This window comes from Acinetobacter legionensis, from assembly GCF_057165765.1.
Genome location: NZ_CM169896.1, coordinates 765,724 through 790,218, shown reverse-complemented (window position 1 = coordinate 790,218; position 24,495 = coordinate 765,724). Strand labels below are relative to the sequence as shown.

Here is a 24,495-nt window from a genome sequence, read left to right as displayed (position 1 = left end):
GCCTATCTAGTTTAGGCTTGGCTAAAAAATTATCAATCTTTGATTTAACTATATATCAATAATTCGACTATTATTGAAACAGTTACCAAATTACTCAATAAGTTTGCTGTTAAAATAGGCATCAAAACGACAAGCATCACCTTGCCATTGATGATCGGTTGCCTGATCATTTAAAAATACAGCCAGTCTAGGACGTTTTACCACAACTCGCTTCGCAATTTGCCGTGCTAGGACTAAAAGATGATCGCCTAAATCCATTTCACCATCTTCTGGTAAAAGCATGTGTAATAGCTGCATTTGCTTTTTGACTTGAGCCTGTTTTTTTATGGCTTGCTGATTTTGATCCCGTTGCGGAAACATCGGATCTAAATAAACAACATCAACAGTTTTATGCGTGATTATCAATTGTTGTAAATATTCAGCTGAATCAGAAAAAACCAAATCAATACGCTCAACAACTTTGGCTAAAAATGGATCGTTTTCTAGCTGTTTTTTTGAATCTTCCAGTAAAGTAAATAAAATTGGATGACGTTCGATCAGGGTTATTTTTGCCCCTAAATGCGCCATCAATAATGCGTCATGTCCTAGACCCGCAGTTGCATCAATTAAGTTTGGTTTTTCTGAAATACTACATGCCCGTGCAATCATTTCAGATTTTAAACTGGCACGTTTTAAACGTGGGATTTCAGCTTTCCAGTCAGGTTGCATTTTCATGCCATTGGCGCACAGGCTTAAACCTTGTTCATCGACACACAAGGCAAGTTCAGGGTTCAGCCTTAAAAACCGTGCATTGAGGTTTTCAATTGTTGCAATGTTTACTATGACACCACGTAAAGAAAGCACAGTTTGGTAGGACTGTGCTTTCTCAAAAAATGTGGATTCAGTAAATAAGCGAATTTCACTTACCATAATTTCCAACCTGTTAATGCAAACAATAAAATCAACAAACCTGAAGCAATACGATACCAAGCAAAGACCATGAAATCACGCTTAGAAACATAAGCCACCAAAATACGGATCAAAATTAAAGCAGAAACAAAAGAAACGATAAGACCCACAAAGAATACAGTCCAATCTTGTGTCGTTTCATAAATATGGTAATTCTTAAAAAGATCTAATAAACCTGCGCCGACAATTACAGGTATGCCAAGGAAAAATGAAAATTCAGTCGCAGCCTTACGGGATACACCCAACATCATGCCACCAATAATGGTTGCACCTGAGCGTGAAGTTCCCGGAATAAGCGCCAATACTTGGATTAAACCAATATAAATGGCTTCTTTAATAGAAATATTATCCACTTCAACTGCATTGACTTTTGGAGGATTTTTTTCAACCCACCAAATGATTAAACCACCGACAATCAAACCAATCGCAACAGAAATATCATTAAACAGCAGCTCTTTTACGATATCCCCAAATGTCAAGCCAACAAGCATAATTGGAATAGAGGCCGCAATAATACTGATCCCAAGATGACGGCCTTTCGGTTCACCTGAAAACAAACCAGTTGCTGCGCCCCAAAGCTTGCTCCAATACTCATAAATCACTGCAGCGATCGCGCCCATTTGAATGGCAACAACAAATAAATCACTCTTTTCTTTGGTCCAGAAATTCATTAGCTCGGATGCAAGAATTAAATGCCCTGTACTTGAAATAGGTAAGAATTCGGTAATACCTTCAACAATACCCATAATGGCTGCTTTGAGTAGCAGTAAAAGATCCATTGTGAAATCCTAAAAATTAAAGCGAAAAACGATTATGGTTTACCTTGTTCTGGAATTTTCTTCCATGCATTATCACGTAAATATACAGGTAAGGCCTGCTCTGCACTGAACCATTGCTTTTGCAGTGCATTTTGACGCGCAATTGTGGCAATATCATCAGCGGAAGCAGCAATTTGTTGAAACGCTATTGCCTCAACATTCACCAAAGCTGAACCTGAACCGATCAAGATATATTTTTGATATTCCGCAGCGTGTTGATAGTCCAATAATTTTTCTTCGTCTACAAGTTGCATAATGTTATTTTGGTCAAGCTTAAAACTTGCCATATAGACTTCCTGCATACGCGCATCTAAAACAGCGGTCACTTCAGTCAATTGGGCCTGACGATAAGAAGCTTGAGCCAGCGCTTGCAAGGTTGAAACTGGAATCACAGGAATATCATTTGCCCATGCCAAAGCTTGAGTCACAGCAGCATTGATACGTACACCACTAAAAGAGCCTGGTCCACGACTAAATGCAATTGCAGTCAAGTCTTTATTGGAAATTTTATTTTGCTCAAAACCTTGCTCAATCATCGGCAAAATGGTTTGAGTTTGTGCTTTTGCTCGCGTATCAAGTTGAAAATAGAGTGTTTGAGTTTCATCAACAATCGAAACGGAACACTGCTCATTGGCAGTTTCCAATGCCAGCAATTTCATGCACAACCTTACCATGTTAAAAATGTTGCCTATGATACTCCACTCATTTCAATAGCGCGAGAGCTTAGAGATAAAGCCTGTCAGATAAAATCCATTAGATCAAAATAATCCATAAAAATGCCAAGACATTGTGCTTGGCATTTAAGTGACAAATTTTAAAACTAGTCATTTATTCAAATTTAAACTCTTCTAAATCAATAAAATTCTTGTAATGGGAGGCATAATGCAAAGCACTCATTTTTAATAAGTTCTCCGCATTCTCATCCAACGTTCTTACGACTTTACCCGGCGAACCCACCACCAAGGAATTATCAGGAATAACTTTACCTTCTGGAATCAAACTATTTGCACCTATGATACAATTTTTACCAATCACAGCATGATTTAAAACTACAGCGTTAATACCAATTAAACTATTATCGCCTATCGTACAACCATGCAACATGGCTTGATGCCCGATGGTCACATAATCGCCAACGATTAATTCAATCCCTGTATCTGTATGTAAAACGGCATTTTCTTGAACATTACTAAAATTCCCAATATGAATTTTAGCGTTGTCCGCACGAATGACTGCACCAAACCATACACTGACTTGTTGCCCGAGTTCCACTTGGCCAATCACTGTAGCATTATCCGCAATCCAACCATCAAAAGGTGCATGCAAAGCTTGTGGTGCAAAACCTTTAAATTTATACATCATGGTATTACATTCCTTTGAGATATTTTGAGACCATTGGCTTTGATCATAACTTTTTAGCATTACTTCTTATTGAATATTTGTGACTTAAAAGATGGAGAGTTCAATAAAAACGGCCAGTTTTTTTGATAATCCAAACCATATTTAAATAATGAAATCAGAATTCGAGCGGTTAAACCCCAAATGATTTCATTTTCAATTCTTAAACTGGGAAAATACACCGATTGATGTGCCAAACGTACTTCATAAGGAATAGGCTGTGATTCCATCATTTTTTTAATCGGGGCATAGAATATACGATCAATTTCACTTGGCTGAGCAATCAACTGAATGTCAGGCGGGATTAATCCCACCACAGGTTTTACCGTTATTCCACTTTTTGCCCGCTCCATGGGTAAATCACCAATCAGCTTGACATCAAATGGATTGAGTGCGGTTTCTTCCCATGCTTCTCGCAAAGCCACAACGATATTACTGGTATCATTTGGATCGCGTTTACCACCAGGAAAGGAAACTTCTCCAGCATGATTTGATAGGTAAGCAGAACGTCTTGTCAGCAAAATTTTAGGATCAGCTTCTTGAGTAATAGCAATGAGCACTGCGGCATTGGCTGGATAGGTTCTTTTGCCAAAACGTAATCTATTTTGCAATACTTGGGTTAGCTCATCATCCTTCATTGATCTCACTCTATCTTTTTTGTTCTTGTTCTATCATATAGGAAATTTTATCGATAAGGCTATAAATGATGCGAAAGTAGAATTTTTCAGTTATGCTGAGTTATCTCACATTTTTAATGAAGCTTATGAGTTTTTGCAGTGCATGTGGTCATACAACCATAGAAAAAATTCCTTTAGGTGATCAAAAAATCCGTAAAGTTTGTACACACTGTGGCACCATTCATTATATTAACCCCAAAGTTATTTGTGGTGCACTGGCGATCTGGGAAAATAAAGTTTTACTCTGTCGGCGTGCTATTGAACCACGTTATGGACTATGGACTTTGCCTGCTGGTTATATGGAACTATTTGAAACCATGGAACAAGGCGCAGCTCGTGAAACACGTGAAGAATCTGAAGCTGAGGTTGAGATTGAACAGCTCTACTGCATGTATAATATTCCACGGATTGGGCAAGTTTATGTTTTATTTAAAACACAAATAAAAGATGGTGTATTTGGTGCTGGTGAAGAAACCATTGAAAGTCGTTTATTTGATGAACATGAAATTCCTTGGAACGATTTAGCTTTTCCAAGTGTAGAACGCACCTTAAGACATTATTTTGAAGACCGGAAAACCAATACATTTCCAATGCATCTTGAAACTTTGGGCACTCGATTAGACCAAACAGGATAATATCGAATAGATATTCCTTTGATCAACTGCCCAGTATTAAAAATATGAGTAAAAAAAGCCTCAATTCTAATCACTTGAATTGAGGCTTTTTAATCGACATAAATTACTTGGTTTTAATGCTATAACACTGCGGTAAACTTACAGTTAATGTCCCCGATAAACGTTTCGCTAACTCTTTTTGCTCAGCTGTAACTTTCTCTTTATTTGCTTCAACATTGTTATAGATTGATTGATAAACTGCCTGTAGATTTACCCATGTTGCAGTAATCGTTTGATCCCCATTCCAACTGGTAATATTTACACCACTGGATGTGTTTTGTTCATTGATTAATCTCTGAAGATTTAAACGTATACCACCAGAAGATACAGATGCTTTGGCTAAATCATCATTAGATGAACCGCTAGTTGGTGTAATCACTAATGTTTCATTTAAACCTGCTAATGCACCATCAAGGCTGCCAAATACAGGATTTGCTAAAATCATACGCATTGTAATCGACTTTTCAACATTCCCATTAATATAGGCTGTACCTGTGGTTCCAATACGATATTGTTGTACCCCTGTTTCTTTGTCAATATAAGTGCTTGGATCTACATCAGCACATGTATCTGAATTTAGAGCACTATTTTTACCTAAATTGGTACGTATATCTCCATTTTCATCAATCACAATACCGAGTGTTTGCGTATTTGGAGAAACTTCTTTGTTATCAAACGTAAATGTAATATTTGCATACAGTGGGAAGTAATATTTTTCACCAGTTTTTACTGTATTTTTAGTCAGGAAAACTTTGCGATCTAAGTAATTAGCAGGATTAGTTTTATAAATATCAATCCCCCCAGAAAGCTGATCACCATTTAAAGTTTGACGCCATTTCCCGTATACTGTTGGATCGGTAGGTGCTGTTGTTGCGCCTGTTGCTCGCTTATACATATACTCTGTGCCAGCAACATTGGTATTATTCAGCAAAGCTCCCTGATAAATTTCAAGTTTATCCGTTGAACTTTGATCTTTTTTAAACACAAGTGGAGATGTAATTTTACGTGTGAGTGGGTTAATCCAACCTTGTTGGGCATTTACATTAAGTTTTTGTGGAACAACTTGATTTAGCAGTAAAAATTTTAACAGTGAGTCAGCAATTGTACTCTCTTCCACTTTTTGAGGTACACCAACCCATTGCATAGCATATCCTGAGGTATAGCCTTGACGGTCAGTAACAACATACATGTTGGCAATAGATTCATCCTTGGTACTTAAATCACTTTTACCTGTAAAGCCTTGAATATCAACGTTCGCACCACTAAATATAAGGAAATTTGTCGAATAAATATTAACCAGTGACTGTTGAACCAAACGTTGCGCAGTCGCAATTGCCGAAGCCTCATTAACAGCTTCTACATTGATCCATGGTTTTAGTTTTGCAACATAACTGCCATTAATAAAATCAGTTACGACAATATTGGCATCAACTGCTTTTAAATTATTTTTAATATTATCTGATAATTCAATTGGTTGTACATCCCCTATTTGATTGGCATCCTGTTCCAATCCTATCGCTTGGAAAACTCGGACCAACCCAACCATCACCTTGAACGTATCATCACTCATGGTCATACTTTCTGGTTGTTTACCTGTCATGGCACTTGCAATATCGATCAAGCCAATAGCAGCAGGTTGACCACGAACTTTCAACGGACGAATTTTTGCAAGATCAACATCACCTAAAATGATTTTTCTTTCCGATTCAGAACCTTGGATAAAGAACTTCGCTTTATCTCCAATTAAACAACCACCAAGTGCTAACCCACCCTCAAGTTTAGTTACATAATGATTTTTCGTATCGGTACTACAATCAAAATTTAAACCATCAACAGGATAGTCAACATAAAAACCTAAACATTTTTCTGTAGTATCAGCATCACAACCATTTGAATACGTTTTAATGCCTTTATAAGGATCTTCATTCACTGTCGAACTTTCACCGCCACAACCTGCGAGTGCTAAGCCTAAACTCGTTAAAACGAAAGGGGCTAATAATCTTTTTTTCATATTTTCATCCTTACTGAATAACACTCAGCTTAATTTGTCCATGATTTGTTAACTGTTTATTTTCCACATCTAATGCTGAGGATAATGGTGTTAAAAATAGATATACTGCCTGATCTGGTTTTCTTAAAACGCCTTCCATCGCTGCGTATTGTAAATTATTGTCGTGAGATTCATCATTTTTAAAACCACTCACACCTTCAAGGACACAACCTTGTCCATCTAAAAATACAACTAATGGCCAATAATAACTTTGGATCTTTGAAGAAGATGCATACGATGTTAATAACACATTTTGCACTTTAGGGTCTAATTTCACCACTTCATAGGCAAAACTTTCTTTAATTGGTGCGACTGGCCAAAGCCCAATTTCTTGATTTTTTATTGATAAATCTTTCGCTTTAACTAATTTTTTTCCAGAGAAACATGATTGTTCTAAATTTTGAACAACCTCATCTTTAGCTAAACGAAAATAGGTAGAAGATAAAACAACGGGCTTCTTTTCTTCAGATTCTGAATTCCCACGAATACGGTTTAAAAGACTCGCACTAAGCCCTTTTTGTCGTTCAATAGTTTCATATCGCCCATGAACTGCGCCAATTTCTGGCGTCATATAAAATCTTTTTTTACCTTCTAAATTGAATTCGCGATCTTCTAAATACTCATTATTTACATATTTTTCACCATCAATGACAGTAAAATGCTGATCTTCTACAGGTTGAGTATTTTTCGGCACAACCTCTTGATTGATCTTTACTTCATCTTGGCGTGGTGTACTCTCTTTCGCTAGTTTTTCGACTTTATTTTTTTGTTGAACAGTACTAATGGGCTTCCGTGAAGACTGTTCGACGACAAGTTGAGGAGTTGTTTTTCGTGATACTGACGATGAAGACTGATCTGTTGCCGGAACAGGATTCATTTGAGCTTTAGCTTTGTTGTTATCCATTAAAGGAGGTTGGCTGGCAGGCTGAGAAGTCGGAACAGTCAATGAAGCACTCTTCGGCTCAATCTCTTTCTGATTATGTTTAACTACAGGTAGGGTTTCTATCCCTTGCACATTTGACTTTGTAACTTTAGTTTCTTGTATTTGTTTAGTTTCTTGTATTTGTTTGTTTTTTTGCTTTACTTCCCCTTTGGGACTAGTTTCAGGCTTCTGAACAATCATTGGATGCCCATCAGGGCCAATAATGGTATAAAAATTGGCAGCATAAGAAACAGATGTGGTTGAGCTAAAACTTAAAGCTAGCCACAAAGAGGTTACGACTGTTTTTTTTTCAAGGTTTAAACGCATTACCATCTCGTTCTGTAGTTAATCCCTAGAATTGTAACTTTTGTATTGGTTTTTACATTCAAACCAGCATAAGGGTTCAGTAGCAAGTTATCTACCCCTGTTTTGTTTGCCAAACTACTTGTGTTTGCAGGAATATTATCTCGACTACGCAGGAAACCCACAGACAAGTCAATATCCGTATCTTCATCAAAACGATAGCCCAAACCTAAACCAAATAATTGCGCATTGTTAATCGGAACCATGGTATTACGCTTATCATCTGGGATTGCACTAGCACGAGGTTCATAACCTGCACGAAGCTTTAAGCGATCATTTGCAGAATACTCAACACCGATACCCCAACTCCATGGAGACTTAAAGCCCAATGGAAAAGCCAATGATGTATCTGTAACTTGATTAGATAATAATTTTGCAATTTTTAATGCTGAAATTTGCCGATCGAATTCGAACTGAAACTTTTCCCATGCTTTAAAATCTGTCCAGCCCACGTCAAAGTTTACCTGTAAATCAGGTAAAACCTTATATTTTATACCCGCTTGGAAGTGAGCTGGATATTCCAAATCCATTGAAATCAAACCAGATTCAGTTGGTGGGATATAACCAGGAAAACCTAAAATCGCAGCAAGAATTTGCCCTGTTGCCGAAGAGTTCAAACCTTTTATCAGCTCTCGTGGTGCATTAGCATTGTCGATAAAGTATTTACCTTTCATACGCATTTTAGCTGAGCTTTGATAAACCATACCAAAACCAAAATTCTCTGTAGGTTCCCACATTAAGCCTAAGTTATAACTTGGACTTAAACTCTGCTCCAGACTAACCTGCATTTTTCCGAATTGGCCAAAAGGATTCATTCCTTCATCGGCATTACAAATACCAAATAGCAGGAGGTCAGTAATCACATTTGAATTATTTCGGAAAGGACCACAAACAGACTCATCAATCATTCGTAAAACGCCGATCATTTCATTCGGAAATCTTAAATCGGTTTTTAATGCCATTGCGTTATATGACATTCCTATTGAAGCACCAATAGACAGTTCATCACTGACTTGGTAGGCAACAGATGGAGATAAGTAGGTTATCCTTTCAATCGCAACTTGTTGCCCCATAAAATTACCAGGATTGCCATCTTCCGAACCAAAGCCTGCAACCATTGGAGCATATGCAGCTGTTGCATAGGTCAATTTTGAGCCAGGGGGATTATAAGAAATACCCCCCGTTGGTGCTAAAACTGGCCAACCGGGCCCCAAATCCACCACTTTCTTTAGAATAGGAATATATAAACTTGCGTATTCCACGTCCCCACGCACTGAATCCTTATAATCTGTACAAAGACTTGAAGGATTATCTGGCGTATCATTACAGATGAGAGGATCATCAGAATACCCAAACACGTTATAACCAGGAGGGGCTGAAAATTCACGCTGTACATCAAAGTTTGCAATAATTCCCTGTACATCAGTTTGCAAACCTTTGAGTTTAGTTAACCCGGCAGGGTTAAAATGAATCGCACTGATCCCCGGTGGGTCTGCAGTTACCGCATTCCCCATTGTTAATGAGCGTATATCTACAGATAGGTTAAGTCCTAAATGTGCAAATACTTGAGTCGAACACCCTGTTAATAAAATCGCTGTAACTAATGGGCGCAAACGTATGTTTTTCATACTTTACACTCCTTTAGTGAGCTTTCTTCTTACCGAAGCCTAAGATGTCCAATGGGAAAGACAAGCCAAGTGAAATATCTGGTGAATCTTCAGTTAAACCAATACCCAATGTTCCATTTACAATCGTATCTGGATTAACACGAACCCCTAAAGCAATTGAAAACATTCCACTAGATTGGTCAGCTGCTTTATATGAATCTGCAAGTCCCTCTGTTGGTTTATATTTAAATGAAGTATTCATATTAAATGATTGTTGGTATGACATAGTCATCGAAACATCATAGTTAAATGAATATGCAAAACCAAAAGAGAAACCACCTGTCATACCAGGATCAAACTCTTCTAAAACGCGTTGATAAGTCTGATCCCCACCTTGCCCATTAGCATTACCTCCACCACGGACTTGATTCAAGCCAGTTTCTTTAAATCCATAATTAGCAGAAACAGATGCAAAGAGTACGACTGGATCGATATATTTACGGGTACTTGCACCGACTCCTACTGAATAATACCCTTTACCTGTTGAAAGGTCTTTTTCAGGGTTTATTTCATATGGACTGTCACCAGTTTTGGTCGATAAGCTACCAAATAAAATTAAAGGTAATCGTCCTGCTTTCAGTGGGAAAGGTTCCCAACGAGCACCTAAATTAATATCCCCCAAACCTGCAGCCGTGGCATCTTTCAAGCTATCTGATTTGGCAATAAAAGGGATAGATGCGGTAAAGGTTAAATTATCCCGTACCCCATACTGCGCAGTAAAAGTATTACTGATGGTATGGCTAGCATCCTCATCAACACGGAGCTGGTAGGCTGTTCCTTCATTAATCCCTAAATTTAACTGTGAATCACGATAGTATGAATAATCTAAATCATAAAAAGTTGAGATTTCACCCTTTTTAATTAAAGAGTATTGACGCTCATTAGATGTAAAAACTTCTTGTAAATTAGTTTCTTGTGAGGCATCGCCTTCTTTTTTCTGTAATGCTTCTGCCGCTTGCGTACCAGGCTTAGGTGCTAAAGATTTTGTTTCATCTTTATTAATTATTACATCTTCTTTAACATCTGTAACAGGAACTGTTTGGCTCGTGTTTTCAGAACTGTTATTGTCTGTGCTTGTAGCCTGATCTACTGCAACCTCAGCACTTGTATCTGTCTCCGCTGCATATAAACTTCCAATTGCAAACTGAATACTCATTGCAAGTAAAGTTCTTTTCATCCATTGATTATTCATATTATTCCTATTCCAAAAATCCAATTCAGTTATGTAATTTTTAATCCATCTTTACTTACGTTTATAATAGAGTCGCATATAGGATGTAATTGGCTGATTGTATGTCGCAGACTTGGTATCTTGGTCAATCACCTTACGCATCGTAGAAGCCTTATCGGCTAATTTATTGGTATAATCGGTTGAATATTGTGCTTCAACTAAAGCATAGCGGTTAATAGTTGCATCATCCACATGGCGCATATCGGCATCCTGTAAGGCCAACATATTCCGTTGTTGATCTTTAGGAGCATTGATCACAAATAATGTGTTGTTTTCCCAAACGTCCTTAAATCGCTCTTGATCAAAACTAATATTCCCCAATGCAGGATCCGCGACATAAACTCGGCCATCTTTATATGCTTTAAATACAACAAAATGTTTAAAACCAGCATAAGAAATCGGAACAATTACGGGTTGATTTTGGTTGATTAAATCGGTGAACTCCCCCTTATAACCACCACTCTCATATCCAATTGCAGCAACAAAACGCTTCATATCCAGCAATGAGAAACTTCGACGCTCAATAATACGATTGTATTCTCCAAAGCGTAATAAACCTTCCATGGTTTGCTGTTCAGTTAAATTTGTCCCAACATAACCATTTAAAAGTGTTGTTAATGCAGCAGAACCACAGCTATAGTCATATGCTTGACGTACAATGCCACGGAATTGATTTTCCAAGGCGGGTTTAACATGTACCATTTCACGATGGTTACGTGTAAACGATTTATCTCTGGAATCCGCAAGCTCAGTATAGTAAATTGCATCCTTTGGCTTGGGTTTCACATCTAGGGCATGGTTGGCAAAATAATACATTAATGCCGAACCTAAAGTAATTTCTAACATAATTTTAACTATCAAGTATCGGCAGTATTTTGCCTAAAGTGCTGATTTTATTTTTAGAGTGAACACTCTACTTCCCTGTGATTAGAAGATAACGTTTTTTGAAAAAAAAAACAGTTTTTTTTTCAACTTTTGTCGCTTTTACTCAGCTTTTTTGTAAAAAAAAGACGCATGCGTTGCATGCGTCTTTCATTTTCTAATAACTAAACTTAGTGACCAGAAATTGTGATCACAGCACCTGGAGTTGTACCAGCACTACCGTTATAAACTTTCAAACCACTAATCGCAATATCACCAATTGAAGCTGCTGACGCACTACCCAGTTGAATTTTTTGAATATAAATATCAGTCGGTTTAGTCATCGCTGTAATTTGAAGACCATCTGCAGTAGCACCGCTCACACCTGTTGCTCGTACAGCAATAGCTGCATCAGTAGATAAGTTATTAGAACCTGTATCTGTCAATTTAATTGATCCAAGAACAATATCACCACCACCACCAGTTGATGCATCATGCAATGAAAGATTACTAATTGTTAAACCACCAGTCATGCTACCAGCCAATTTAATCATCGCACCTTGTGGAGTGTTACCCAATTGGATATTTGCAGCAGTTTTACCCGTAGTCAAAGTTAAACCATTTAAAATAGTTGCAGTACCAGTACCCACTTTATAAGGGCTTGTAGTAGTCGTTGCATCTACATCATTAACTTCAATTTTACCCAAAGAAATATTTAAACCTGAAACCGCAGCACCAATATTTAGGAATGGACTACCCGCATTACCATCAGTATCAATAGTAATATCTGCCAAATTATGGCTTTGTAATAAAGATGCAGTATTTGCAGTTAATACAATATTATTAATTGTTATTGCACCAGCTGTTGCCGTACCACCCGTGATAGCTGTCCCATCGGTAGTACCATTTACACCATCCGCCAATTTAGCTGTTGCAGATAAACCATCACCATCAAACACATGAACTTTATCAATTTCAACTTTTGAAATACCAATTCCAATAGAAATACCATCTTGACCAGTTGTTGCACTGAGTGCTGCATCATCCATTGCTTGCATTGCCATTGCATTTGAACTGATAGCGATAGCTGAAACCAAAGCAAGTTTAGTAAATAATTTCATAACCTGTACTCTCCCAAGAGCATTTTTTTTCATTTTTAACCACTCTCCGTAGTTCCCTGTTGTTTTAGTTGTTTTACAACTTAGAACACCAATCCTTGAGTAGTCCGTTTTGCCCTTTTAAATTAACTGTATGTTACTTTTTGTTCAACTGCTGTTTATCAAAAAGCCAATTAAACCGATAAACGGTAAACACTTTTATAAGTCCTATTTTCAGGTAGAATAATGCTTTACAAACCCTTTTCGCGCTCGAGTTAAACCTCCCTATGTTTCGGAAGTTATTAGATTTTCCATCAAATGGCATTGCAGATTTATTACACCGACTTGATTCATTATTCGGTTGTATCTATTTAAAAAACTCAGGTGAAGACATTATTGCTTTTTCACCTGAACAATATTGCATTTCAATCCAGCAACAACTTTTTAGCTATTCAAGAAATCATTTTACACATTATCAAAAAGACAAAACCAATCCTTCTTTGAATCACTTTTTTAATTTCACAACTCAATCTGCCCCAAAAACACAGCATACTTTTCAGGGGGGATATATGGGTTTTATTGATTACAACTATGCCAGTCGGCAACACATTGACGCTAATACAAAATCTCAACCCAATTTTTATGTGGGGATTTATAAAACCTTTATTAAACAAGAAAAAGGGCAATTATTTTTTTATAGTTTAGAAGCTTGCGCAGAAGCATTTTTTAAATTTATACAACAGTTATTAGCAACACAATCCTTAAATAATCAAAAATTTAAACTTTTATCAAAATGTAGTGCGACTTGGACAAAATCACAATATGATCAAGCATTTGCACAAATTCAAAAATATATTAAAGCTGGTGATTGTTATCAGATTAATTTAACTCAAGAATTCATAGGAAAAGCAAACGGTTCACTGTTAGATACAGCCGAAAATTTTTGGAAACTCACTGATGCCCCTTATTCAGGTTATTTAAAAATTGATGATTTTGAGTTACTCAGTTGTTCACCTGAGTTATTTATTGATTTCGAGACTGATCGTAAAATCACCACCAAACCCATTAAAGGGACAATGCCTCGTTATGACGATCCAATTTTAGATGAGCAGTCAAAAAATACCTTGATTCACTCTGAAAAAGATCAGGCTGAAAATGTCATGATTGTGGACTTATTACGCAATGATTTAAGTGTATATGCTGAAACAGGTTCAGTAAAAACCCCAAAACTGTTTAATATTGAATCTTTTAAGCAGGTACATCATATGGTAAGTGAAGTCACTGCAACCTTAAAATCGGATGTAAATCCATTTGAGGTTTTATTCACCGCACTACCAGGCGGTTCAATTACCGGCGCACCCAAAATTCGCGCGATGCAAATTATTGAAGAACTCGAAAGTGCACCAAGAGGCGCTTATTGCGGCTCACTGGGGTATTTTAATTTTGATGGAACTGGTTCTTGGAATATTTTGATTCGTTCAATTCAAAAATATCAAGATGAAGTTTCATTGTGGGCAGGTGGTGGGATCACCATTGCTTCAGATTGTAATGCAGAATATCAAGAATGTTTTGATAAAGTTTCTGCCATGCTAGATTTACTCAACACATGGCATCAGCCTCAAAATGAATCCTAGACTAAAATCTCATGCTTTAGCGTATCAACAAGGCGTTGATTTTGTTCATCTGTACCAATAGTGATACGTAAGAATTGATCAATCCGTGGCTTATTAAAATATCGAACAATAATGCCATGTTCACGTAATGCTTTTGCCAATTCACCAGCATCTTTTGAGGGTAAACAAGCAAAAATAAAGTTGGCTGAGGATGGTAATACTTTAAATCCTAGCAACTCTAGATCTGCAACAAGTTTGTCACGACTTACAATCACTTTTTGACATTGTGCTGCAAAGTATTCTTGATCTTCAAATGATGCGACAGCTGCTGCAATTGCAAAACGATCAATTGGATAGGAGTTAAAGCTATTTTTTACAGCTTCCAATGCGGCGATCAAATGTGGCTGTGCAATTGCAAAGCCAACTCGTAAACCAGCTAAAGAGCGAGATTTTGAAGTGGTTTGACAAACGACTAAGTTTTCGTATTTTTCCACCAGATTCACGGCTGACTCAGCACCAAAATCTACATACGCTTCATCAATCACAACTACAGAATCTGGATTGGCTTGCAAGACTTGTTCAATTGCAGATATCTCTAATGCAATACTGGTTGGTGCATTGGGATTGGTAATGATAATCCCACCATTCGGCTGTTTATAATCAGCCACATCAATTTCAAAATTCTCATTTAAAGGCAAGATTTTAGTTTGGGTTGAAATTCCAAAAAACTGACTATAAACAGGATAAAAGCTATAGGTAATATCTGGGTATAGAATTGGCTTTTCTTGAACAAAAAATGCTTTAAAAATATGTGCTAAAACTTCATCCGAACCATTACCAACAAAGACATTTTTTACTGCTACATGCTGTTGCTTAGCAATCGCTTGTTTGAGTGCTGATGCATCTGGATCTGGATATAGGCGCAATACATCTGCTGAATCTATAAGTACAGACTGAACTGCTGCAACCACTTTTGGCGATGGTGGATATGGGTTTTCATTGGTATTCAGTTTTAATAAGTTTTGGATTTTAGGCTGCTCACCTGGGACATACGGTTCTAACTCACGTACTTCAGGACTCCAAAAACGCATTTGCTCAGGGCTAATATTTGGCATTTTTATCTCGTATTTTTTCTCACATGACTTACTTTATATAAGCGCTCTCACTCTAGGAGAGGGTTTGGGCATTTCAATAGAATCCCCAAACGTAAGTCAGTTAAATTTTTACGCCCTCATCCTCACCTTATCCCTAAGGGAGAAGGATTTGTACGGATACTGGGCCATTGGTAAATTATTGATAACGATATCTAGCTGATCGGGCATGCGCATCTAAATTTTCTTGTTGAGCAAGAATATCTGCGGCCTTAGCAAGCGATTTAACTCCTTGCTCAGAACACATGATCAAACTTGAACGTTTTTGAAAATCATAAACACCTAAAGGTGATGAAAAACGTGCTGTACCAGAAGTAGGTAGGACATGGTTAGGTCCCGCACAATAATCACCAATCGCTTCTGGTGTATAGCGCCCCATAAAGATTGCACCTGCATGGCGAATACTTTCTGACATCTGCTCAGCATCATCTAAGCACAATTCCAAATGCTCAGGCGCAACTTGATTAATCAAATCAATGGCTTCTTGGCGATCTTTAACCAAGACCAAAGCACCTCGATTTGCAATCGAAGTTCGTGCAATTTCAGCTTTGGGTAATGTAGCCAAATGTTCTTCAAGGGCTTGCTCGACATCATTTAACAGCTGTTCATCAGGCGTAATAAAAATCGCTTGCGCAACCGTATCATGTTCAGCTTGTGACAAAACATCCATCGCCAACCATTTAGCGTCATTATGACCTTCTGCATAAACCAAAATTTCAGAAGGTCCTGCAATCATGTCAATACCAACTTGACCAAAAACAGCACGTTTTGCGGCAGCAACGAAACGGTTACCCGGTCCTGTAATTTTATCTACCGCTGGAATCGTTTCTGTTCCATAAGCAAGTGCGGCAACTGCTTGCGCACCGCCAATCGTAAACACACGACTTACACCCGCTAAATAAGCAGCCGCCAATACCAAAGGATTTAAATCACCATTTGGCGCAGGCACCACCATAATAATTTCTGCTACCCCAGCCACGTGCGCGGGTAGAGCATTCATCAGCACAGAGGATGGATAAGAAGCCAAACCACCTGGAACGTAAATACCCACACGGTCTAAAGGGGTAACTTTTTGACCAAGGGTATTTCCTAATTCATCCACATAGGACCAACCGTCTTGTTTTTGAGCCTGATGGAATGAGCGAACACGATTGGCCGCCATTTCCAAAGCTTCACGTACTTCTGAAGTTAAACCTTCAAATGCAACTTTAAGTTGCTCTTGTGTCAGTTCTAAATCTGAAAATTGATGCGCTGGATGTCGATCGAACTGTTGAGTGAGTTTAAGTACATGTGCATCCCCATGTAGGCGCACATCTGCAATAATTTGGTCTACTGTTTTTAAAAGCTCAGGATCACTCACTGTTTCAAAAGCTAACAAGTCAGCAAAGACTTGTTTAAAGTTCTGCTCTTGAGTCGATAAACGTCGCATCAATTTACCCACAAGGTTGTTTAAGAAAGATTTAGTTTACCTTGTTTTAAGTATCTTGTGGGCAACATCACCGCAACATTTCAATTTACTTTCAGAGGAAAGTTTGATTGCAAATGACTTTTGATATAGCAAATTTTTATTTAGGTACTCACATCAGGATAATCCCAGTCACTATCAGTCTGAATCAGCCAGTTCAAGGCGCCATGCCGTTCCACAACAACAGATGAATTTAAATTTTCAGGTGCATCCTGTTGCTTTAAACGCGCATTTACACATGCCCAATCATAACGATAAATTAAATCAGCCTGATCTAAGATTTCTTCAATATCTCGTAATTGGACTTTTTCCATAAATGCAGCAAATGTATCGCACGATGAAACGGCTTGAATTGCAAAATCACAATCAACGATATCTACCGGATAACTCAAATCATCCACAATACCCAAAGCCCATAACAGCACCCAATATGCTTCATATTTCCACACCATATTGATGACATCTTGTGCGGAAGCATCACGATTTAAAATTGCCTGTTCTTTTTCTGTTAAAGCATCAAAAACTTGCATTTTTTTTAAAACATCAAATATAAATATCTTTGTTTCATCATCATATTGATCATTATTCAGGTCACATGCGACCTGAATCACCCATAAACAAGCAATCGCGCGTTTTGCAATTTGTTCTGCACTGCGTGCTTGAACATCTTCTGCAGATTCAATCACAGGTAACCAGTCAATATAAGGAATTGAATAATTTTTAAGTTTTAAAATAGACTGTTCTTTGCGTTGTTGAGGTGTTTTCATAAGCTCTTTTTTGATTCATGCATGGTTATTTTTTAACATAAATTACATAAAAAACCGCCTAAAATTAGACGGCATCTTTATTGAACAAACATGAATGGATTAATTGTTTTTTTGACGCTCTTCTACTGCTTTTTCAAGCTGAGTAAGAATTGGATTTAATAAAGTTTGCTTACGCTTAAAGCTCGCTTTATTCACAATTAAACGTGAAGAGACTTTACAAATTTCTTCCAAAGGCTCTAGACCATTGGCACGCAAAGTGTTCCCAGTATCCACCACATCAACAATATAATCGCCCAAACCAACCAATGGGGCTAATTCCATTGAGCCGTAAAGTTTAATCACATCAACTTGCTCACCTAAGCTTGCATAATATTGACGAGTTAAATTTACATACTTAGTGGCAATTTTTAAACGCCCTTTAGGACGAACCATGCCTACTTTACCAGCTGTCATTAATTTACAGTTGGCAATCTTTAAATCCAATGGTTCATAGACATTTTGAGCGCCATGTTCCATCAACACATCTTTGCCCGCTACACCTATGTCCGCTGCACCATTTTCCACATAAGTTGGTACATCAGAAGCACGCAAGATTAAAATACGAACGGATTTATGTGTGGTTGGAAAAATCAACTTACGAGATTTATCAGGATCTTCCAATAAGTTAATTCCCGCAGTTTCAAGTAAAGGCAACGTTTCTTTTAAAATACGCCCTTTACTCAATGCCAAAGTTAAACCATGATCAAAATTGCCCATTACGTCAAAGTTTGGATCATCGTTTCTCATATCGCTCATTAACTTACTCGCTCACTCGCTTAATTTGGGCACCTAGACCTTGTAACTTTGCTTCGATATCTTCATAACCACGATCAATATGATAAATACGATCAATGATGGTTTCCCCTTCAGCAGCTAAAGCAGCCAAAACTAAAGAAAACGAAGCACGTAGGTCAGTTGCCATAACAGGCGCAGCAGATAGTTTTTCCACACCTGTTACAACAGCATCATTACCTTCAACCTGAATATTTGCGCCCATACGAGCTAACTCAGGTACATGCATAAAACGATTTTCAAAAATCGTTTCAGAAATTGTTGCAAAACCACGTCCAATGGCATTTACCGCCATGATTTGTGCTTGCATATCCGTTGGGAATTCTGGATGGGGCAAGGTACGGAAGCTAACTGCTTTCGGACGTTTCCCCAGCATATCCAATTCGATCCAGTCTTCACCACGTGTGACTTCTGCACCCATTTCTTCAAATTTATCTAAAACAGATTCAAGAAGATTTGGGTCAGTATGTGTGGTTTTTACCTTACCACCCGTTATGGCTGCGGCGGCTAAATATGAGCCCGTTTCAATACGGTCAGCAACCACAGAATATTCACAACCATGTAGACTTTCCACACCAGTTACTACTAATGTATCTGTATCTAAACCCTCAATTTTTGCACCCATTTTAATGAGCATAAGTGCAAGGTCTGTGATTTCAGGTTCACGGGCTGCATTGCGGATGGTAGTAACACCATCTGCCAATACTGCTGCAGTTAAAATATTTTCAGTCCCACCTACAGTCACCATATCAAAGATGACTTCGCCACCTTTTAAACGGCCATCCACTTTGGCATGTACATAGCCTGCTTCGACCTCAATTTGTGCACCCAAAGCCTCTAAAGCCTTTAAATGCTGATCAACAGGGCGTGAGCCAATCGCACATCCACCAGGAAGTGAAACTTTTGCACTACCATAGCGCGCCAAGAGTGGACCAAGCACCAAAATAGATGCACGCATGGTTTTAACCAGTTCATAGGGAGCAAATTGATTATCCAGTGTAGATGTATCTGCGACAACCGTGTCTCCCTCATAATTCATGGTGATACCTAAACCACCAATCAACTTGACTAAAGTACGAACGTCTTTAAGATCTGGAACATTTTTTAATGTAATCGGGGTATCTGCAAGAATCATTGCAGCCAATAAAGGTAAAGCCGCATTTTTTGCACCAGAAATACGAACTTCACCTTCGAGTTTTACACCACCTTGAATAACAAATTTATCCATTGACGCTTAAGCTCCAAACATACTGGCTTTGCGCCATTCTTCTTTAGTCATTGCACGAATAGTTACCGCATGTACCTCACCACTGGCAATATAAGAGTTAAGTGGCGCATAAACAGCTTGTTGACGAGGAACTGGACGTTTCCCTTCAAACTGATTGTCGACAATACGGAGGTCAAATTTACCTGCTTGTCCACTGACAGCAACTTCAGCATCAGGAAAAGCTGCTTTTAAGATTTCAGTGAGCTGTTCACTATTCATTGCATCGACCTCTTATAGGACTGACAGTGTAAAAACTGGCTATTTTACTATAACTCACCGAAATAATTCATTAACTCGTACAAAAAATATAGATAAAAAAAAGAGGTCTTTGCAACCTCTTTTTAAAAATATCAATTTTACGTCGCTAAAATCTCTACAGGTTGATAATCCAACTGCATTTTACGATGCTTGTGTAATTGCCTTTTTAATTTGTCAGTCAATTTTGTAATCGCATTATACATATCATCTGCTGTGGCTTGAGCAAAAAGCTCTATACCTGGCAAACGAACAATTGCCTCTGCAATATGATTTGCACTGCCTTTTTTTGATCTTTTATCCAATTGATGATCTTTACTGAGTTTGACCTGCATACTGTTCACCTGATCAATATGCTTGGTCATTTGGGTAAATCGATCTCGAATGTTTTCTTCTATTGCGGGTGTAATACTTAAATGATGTCCACGGATTGTAATTTGCATAGCTTTATCCCTCTCCTTATATAGGAATATGAAAGTCATAACCCAAACGATCTCATGACAGCCTTCGCTAAGGAAAACTTTGCTCTATATCATGCAATCATTTAAGTTACTCCAAAAGACAAAAAGCGATTCATTATTTCGTCATAATGAACAATTAGAATAGCCACACTTTAAAATTTAGATCAACACTTTTCGGTCAGATGAAGACGGAATATGTAACGATTCACGATATTTTGCGACTGTCCTTCTTGCCACATCAATTCCCTCTTCTTTTAATAAATTGGCAATTGTATTGTCTGACAATGGCTTACGTGGGTTTTCATCGGCAACAAGTTTTTTGATTTTTGCTCGAATGGCAGTCGACGATGCCTCTCCCCCAGTAGTTGTTCCCACATGGCTAGAAAAGAAATATTTCAGCTCAAATAAGCCACGTGGTGTCAACAAAAACTTATTTGTGGTGACACGAGAAACCGTGGACTCATGTAATTCAACTTCTTCTGCAACATCGCGCAATACCAAGGGTTTCATTCCTTCAGCGCCGATTTCCAAAAACTCACGTTGATGTTGCACAATGCAACTTGCAACTTTTAATAAAGTTTTGTGACGCTCATCGACACTTTTGATAAAGTTTTTAGCTTCAAGCATTTGATTGCGTAAATATTGATTATCATCGCTTTGATCAGCACGTTTAATCATGCCTGAATAAAATGAGTTAATTCGAAGTTTTGGTAAAATATCAGGGTTAAGTTGGACATACCAATGGTCATTTTTCTTAGACACAACCACATCTGGAATTTGATAATCTGATTCTTTTTGGTCGAATTCAGCACCCGGATAAGGTTTAAGTGTTTTCAATAAATCAATTGCTGATTTTAATAACTCAGCATTTAAACCCGTTTGCTTAATCAATTTATTTAAGTCATTACTCACCAAAAGCTCATAATGTTTCAACAACATCAGCGCTTCTTTCCTAAACAATGTAGTTGTAGGTAAAGCCTCAATTTGTACAAAAAGACATTCTGCAAGACTACGAGCACCAATACCAAGAGGTTCTAAGCGTTGGATATGTTTTAAAACCACCAAAACCTCATCCTCTTCAACGTCAATGTCATAATCCATTTGTTGTAGTAGATGTTGTACAGAGCTCACTATTTCTTCAATATCGGCAGCCAAAAATCCTTTTTCATCTAGAGCATCCACAATACAATATGCAATCAATTTATCGACTGGAGAAAAATGCAATAAATTAACTTGCCCTAACATATGCTCTTTTAATGATGCTTCTGAATGACGATTATCTTCACGATCTTCAAACTCAGGGCGCTCCATAGCTGTTGTTTGATGGGTATAGACATCATCCCAATCCGTATCTACAGGCAACTCATCAGGTAAGTGATTGGCATTTAAAGAATCTGAAAGTTCATACTCTTGTTGTTCTTGTTTTACATTTTCAGGGCTTTCATGTGTCTCTTCTTCAACCTTTTCAAGCAAAGGATTACTATCAAGTTGAATTTGAATTTCTTGTTCAAGCTCCAAACTCGATAATTGCAGTAATCGAATGGCTTGTTGCAGTTGTGGCGTAAGCGACAACGAATTTGCAACTTTTAATCCAACCGATAACTTCATACCCATAGTTCCCACACTGTATTATTTCATTTCATCTTATGTGAATAAGCAATGCAAAATTCATGCCTACTCATTTTTTATATCACAGGAAATAGATTAGGACTAGTAAAAAAAATGAATACGTTACATAAAAATGTTTGTTATTTATCAATTAAAGATAAATTATAATTATGTCGTTTTTTTATTCAGTTTTTTTAAAAATCATCAGTTCTAGGTGCGCTGAAATAGTCATCAATTATATAAATAGTGATTTAAAACTTATAAGCAAAAATAAATGGCTTTAGGGCTATTTATTTCAAAATATTTAAATAAAATAGTTTCCACTTTGTGAGAACAGTCACATTTCTAGTTTTTGAAATTTATTATTTTTATCCTTTACTTATTGGAATAGTGAGTATAAAAATAATGATATAAAGAAATATGATGAATCGTAGTTTCAAGGAAAAGGTTTGGCACGATAACTGCTTAATTTTAGAAACGAGCGGCTTAAACTGCCAAAAAAATCATGTAATGGAGAACTCAAAATGACACTATCTACAAAAACACTATCAAAAAAAGTTTTAACCACAGCGCTTGGTGTACTTATGGCTGGCGGTGCTTTTTCACAGGTTCAAGCAGCAGACACATTAGCAAAGATCAAGCAATCAGGAAAAGTGATTATTGGATATCGTGAGTCATCTGATCCAATTTCCTATGTTATTGGTGGTAAACCAATGGGATATGCAGTCGATATTTGTAATAACTTTGCCAATGAGCTGAAAAAAACGCTCAAGATGCCAAATCTTAAAGTTGAATATAAAGCTGTCACTTCTTCTACGCGTATTCCGGAAATGTTAGCAGGTAACATTGATATGGAGTGTGGTACAACGACAAACTCTATTCAACGCCAACAACAAGTAAGCTTCTCTACAAACTATTATGCAACAGAAGTACGCATGGCAGTTAAAGCGAGTGCACCAATTAAAACGATTGCAGATTTAAATGGTAAAGCGGTAGTTACCACACAAGGTACAACATCTGACAAATATATCAAAATGGGTGAGAAAGGCGAAAAAGTTAACGTAAACAATGTTTATGGTAAAGATCACTCAGACTCATTTGCAATGGTGGCTTCTGGGCGTGCTGCTGCATTTGTGATGGATGATAATATTCTTGCAGGGTTAATCGCAAAATCATCAAATCCAAAAGATTTTAAAATTGTAGGTCCAGTACTTTCTTCAGAACCATACGGCATTATGTTACCTAAAGGCGATGCAGCATATAAAGCAATTGCTGATAAAACTGTAACGACGATGTGGAAAAATGGTCAAATGGCGGCGCTATATAAAAAATGGTTCCAATCACCAATTGCACCTAAAAATGTCAATTTAAATATGCCAATGAGCTCATCATATTTAAAACTTAAAGCGAATCCTACGGATGCTGGTATTAACTAAAAACGTAGTTTAAAACAACGGTTTATAGATCAGATTATATTTAAAGTCTGGTCTATAAATTTTTATAAAATTAAAAACACAAGGAGCACACATGTCCGTAGGCTCACTTAACTGGACAGCTTATTGTCTCCCCTCGAATGAATATAGTCTTGATAAAGCTGCATGGGCTGAATCTGTCTGTAAAGCAATTGGTGGTGAAAGTTATTCCCCGGTTGCAGATGCACCAACATGGTTACAACTCCTAGGTTCAGGTGTTTGGACAATGGTCTGGACCGCGATTGCTGCATTTTTCATTGCATTTCTTCTTGGTTCTCTGATCGGGATTTTACGCACATTACCCAATAAACCGCTTTCATTTATTGGTACCTGCTATGTCGAACTTTTCCGAAATATTCCCTTGATCGTACAACTGTTTTTCTGGGCATTCGTATTCCCGCAATTACTACCACTCAGCTTAAGTACGGGTAGTGGTGAGATGGTTCATGGTGGATGGTGGCAAAATATTCTCAATGACAATCCCGCAGTGGTTGGGGTATTTGCACTCGGTCTGTATACCGCTGCACGTATTGCTGAACAAGTACGCTCTGGCATTAATACGGTTTCAAATGGACAAAAAAATGCAGCTTTTGCAATTGGTTTAAATCAAAGCCAAAGTTATCGCTATGTCATTCTCCCTGTCGCTTATCGTATTGTTTGGCCAACGCTCACTTCTGAAGCAATGAATATTTTCAAAAACTCTGCGGTGCTTTATGCGCTCAGTGTTTTGAACTTCTTTGCTTATACTAAAACCATGCGTGAAGAAACATCTCAAGATATTGTTATTCTTATTCTTTCGACACCAGTTTACTTAGTCATTACCTATACCATTAAATTGATCATGGCTTGGGTTGAAAAACGTATGGCTGTTCCTGGCCTAGGCTCGGGGGGTAAATAGT

The 24,495-nt window shown here is 37.6% G+C and carries 23 protein-coding genes; 4 read left to right on the top strand and 19 right to left on the bottom strand.

What is annotated here, in order from left to right; translation table 11 throughout:
• Nucleotides 1–90: 90 nt before the first annotated feature.
• From AC2G3J_RS03800 to AC2G3J_RS03780, 5 genes are all read right to left on the bottom strand, one after another.
• Nucleotides 91–909, bottom strand: coding sequence for a class I SAM-dependent methyltransferase (locus AC2G3J_RS03800; RefSeq protein WP_419820030.1), 819 nt, complete (start codon nt 907–909; stop codon nt 91–93).
• Entirely contained in the window at nt 903–1,727 is an 825-nt protein-coding gene (locus AC2G3J_RS03795) for an undecaprenyl-diphosphate phosphatase (RefSeq protein WP_336952081.1), read from the bottom strand. The genes AC2G3J_RS03800 and AC2G3J_RS03795 overlap by 7 nt, the downstream gene beginning before the upstream one ends.
• 32 nt (nt 1,728–1,759) lie before the next feature.
• The gene (tsaB, locus tag AC2G3J_RS03790; RefSeq protein ID WP_336952082.1) at nt 1,760–2,425 is read right to left on the bottom strand and encodes a tRNA (adenosine(37)-N6)-threonylcarbamoyltransferase complex dimerization subunit type 1 TsaB; all 666 of its coding nucleotides are present in this window, start codon (nt 2,423–2,425) and stop codon (nt 1,760–1,762) included.
• Nucleotides 2,426–2,594: 169 nt separating this feature from the next.
• Nucleotides 2,595–3,128 carry a gamma carbonic anhydrase family protein gene (locus AC2G3J_RS03785; protein WP_336952083.1) on the bottom strand — a complete coding sequence of 178 codons (534 nt, stop codon included), beginning with the start codon at nt 3,126–3,128 and terminating at the stop codon, nt 2,595–2,597.
• Nucleotides 3,129–3,187: 59 nt separating this feature from the next.
• A complete protein-coding gene (locus tag AC2G3J_RS03780; protein WP_336952084.1) occupies nt 3,188–3,802 on the bottom strand; it encodes a CoA pyrophosphatase in 615 nt (204 codons plus the stop codon).
• A 125-nt stretch (nt 3,803–3,927) separates the two neighbouring features.
• Here AC2G3J_RS03780 and AC2G3J_RS03775 point away from each other — a divergent pair, with 125 nt between their 5' ends.
• Complete coding sequence (locus tag AC2G3J_RS03775) at nt 3,928–4,476, top strand: NUDIX hydrolase (RefSeq protein ID WP_336952085.1); 549 nt, start codon at nt 3,928–3,930, stop codon at nt 4,474–4,476.
• A 103-nt stretch (nt 4,477–4,579) separates the two neighbouring features.
• Here AC2G3J_RS03775 and filF read toward each other — a convergent pair whose 3' ends face one another.
• From filF to filA, 6 genes are all read right to left on the bottom strand, one after another.
• Nucleotides 4,580–6,526, bottom strand: coding sequence for a putative pilus system protein FilF (gene filF, locus AC2G3J_RS03770; RefSeq protein WP_483770674.1), 1,947 nt, complete (start codon nt 6,524–6,526; stop codon nt 4,580–4,582).
• Nucleotides 6,527–6,536: 10 nt separating this feature from the next.
• The gene (gene filE / locus AC2G3J_RS03765) at nt 6,537–7,814 is read right to left on the bottom strand and encodes a putative pilus assembly protein FilE (RefSeq protein ID WP_483770673.1); all 1,278 of its coding nucleotides are present in this window, start codon (nt 7,812–7,814) and stop codon (nt 6,537–6,539) included.
• On the bottom strand, nt 7,814–9,478 hold the full coding sequence (gene filD, locus AC2G3J_RS03760) for a putative pilus system OmpP1/FadL family transporter FilD (RefSeq protein WP_336952088.1): 1,665 nt from the start codon (nt 9,476–9,478) through the stop codon (nt 7,814–7,816). Before filD ends, filE begins: the two co-directional genes overlap by 1 nt.
• A gap of 13 nt (nt 9,479–9,491) precedes the next feature.
• Complete coding sequence (gene filC / locus AC2G3J_RS03755) at nt 9,492–10,709, bottom strand: putative pilus system protein FilC (RefSeq protein WP_336952089.1); 1,218 nt, start codon at nt 10,707–10,709, stop codon at nt 9,492–9,494.
• Between the two features lie 51 nt (nt 10,710–10,760).
• Nucleotides 10,761–11,594: a putative pilus system C39 family peptidase FilB gene (gene filB, locus AC2G3J_RS03750; protein ID WP_336952090.1), complete on the bottom strand. Its 834-nt coding sequence runs from the start codon at nt 11,592–11,594 to the stop codon at nt 10,761–10,763.
• Nucleotides 11,595–11,800: 206 nt separating this feature from the next.
• Complete coding sequence (gene filA, locus AC2G3J_RS03745; protein ID WP_336952091.1) at nt 11,801–12,730, bottom strand: putative pilus system protein FilA; 930 nt, start codon at nt 12,728–12,730, stop codon at nt 11,801–11,803.
• A 263-nt stretch (nt 12,731–12,993) separates the two neighbouring features.
• Between filA and AC2G3J_RS03740 the strand changes: the two genes are divergently transcribed.
• Entirely contained in the window at nt 12,994–14,340 is a 1,347-nt protein-coding gene (locus AC2G3J_RS03740) for an anthranilate synthase component I family protein (protein ID WP_419330486.1), read from the top strand.
• On the opposite strand, the gene hisC is transcribed toward AC2G3J_RS03740, so the two are convergent.
• The 8 genes from hisC to AC2G3J_RS03700 all read right to left on the bottom strand — a co-directional run bounded on the left by hisC (nt 14,337) and on the right by AC2G3J_RS03700 (nt 22,124).
• The gene (gene hisC, locus AC2G3J_RS03735) at nt 14,337–15,434 is read right to left on the bottom strand and encodes a histidinol-phosphate transaminase (protein ID WP_483770672.1); all 1,098 of its coding nucleotides are present in this window, start codon (nt 15,432–15,434) and stop codon (nt 14,337–14,339) included. The two genes, AC2G3J_RS03740 and hisC, sit on opposite strands and share 4 nt — an antisense overlap.
• Nucleotides 15,435–15,609: 175 nt before the next feature.
• Nucleotides 15,610–16,911 (bottom strand): histidinol dehydrogenase, encoded by a 1,302-nt coding sequence (hisD, locus tag AC2G3J_RS03730; protein WP_483770671.1) that lies wholly within the window; start codon nt 16,909–16,911, stop codon nt 15,610–15,612.
• 128 nt (nt 16,912–17,039) lie between these two features.
• Nucleotides 17,040–17,702 carry a DUF4272 domain-containing protein gene (locus AC2G3J_RS03725; protein ID WP_336952096.1) on the bottom strand — a complete coding sequence of 221 codons (663 nt, stop codon included), beginning with the start codon at nt 17,700–17,702 and terminating at the stop codon, nt 17,040–17,042.
• A 99-nt stretch (nt 17,703–17,801) separates the two neighbouring features.
• A complete protein-coding gene (gene hisG / locus AC2G3J_RS03720) occupies nt 17,802–18,497 on the bottom strand; it encodes an ATP phosphoribosyltransferase (RefSeq protein WP_056515646.1) in 696 nt (231 codons plus the stop codon).
• Between the two features lie 4 nt (nt 18,498–18,501).
• On the bottom strand, nt 18,502–19,761 hold the full coding sequence (murA, locus tag AC2G3J_RS03715; RefSeq protein ID WP_336952097.1) for a UDP-N-acetylglucosamine 1-carboxyvinyltransferase: 1,260 nt from the start codon (nt 19,759–19,761) through the stop codon (nt 18,502–18,504).
• 6 nt (nt 19,762–19,767) lie between these two features.
• Complete coding sequence (ibaG, locus tag AC2G3J_RS03710; protein ID WP_004723729.1) at nt 19,768–20,019, bottom strand: BolA family iron metabolism protein IbaG; 252 nt, start codon at nt 20,017–20,019, stop codon at nt 19,768–19,770.
• Nucleotides 20,020–20,156: 137 nt separating this feature from the next.
• Nucleotides 20,157–20,498 carry a ribosome hibernation-promoting factor, HPF/YfiA family gene (gene hpf, locus AC2G3J_RS03705; RefSeq protein WP_336952098.1) on the bottom strand — a complete coding sequence of 114 codons (342 nt, stop codon included), beginning with the start codon at nt 20,496–20,498 and terminating at the stop codon, nt 20,157–20,159.
• 177 nt (nt 20,499–20,675) lie between these two features.
• Complete coding sequence (locus AC2G3J_RS03700) at nt 20,676–22,124, bottom strand: RNA polymerase factor sigma-54 (protein ID WP_419328197.1); 1,449 nt, start codon at nt 22,122–22,124, stop codon at nt 20,676–20,678.
• Between the two features lie 524 nt (nt 22,125–22,648).
• Between AC2G3J_RS03700 and AC2G3J_RS03695 the strand changes: the two genes are divergently transcribed.
• On the top strand, nt 22,649–23,560 hold the full coding sequence (locus tag AC2G3J_RS03695) for an amino acid ABC transporter substrate-binding protein (protein WP_004723734.1): 912 nt from the start codon (nt 22,649–22,651) through the stop codon (nt 23,558–23,560).
• A 91-nt stretch (nt 23,561–23,651) separates the two neighbouring features.
• Entirely contained in the window at nt 23,652–24,494 is an 843-nt protein-coding gene (locus AC2G3J_RS03690; RefSeq protein WP_336952101.1) for an amino acid ABC transporter permease, read from the top strand.
• Nucleotide 24,495: the final 1 nt, after the last annotated feature.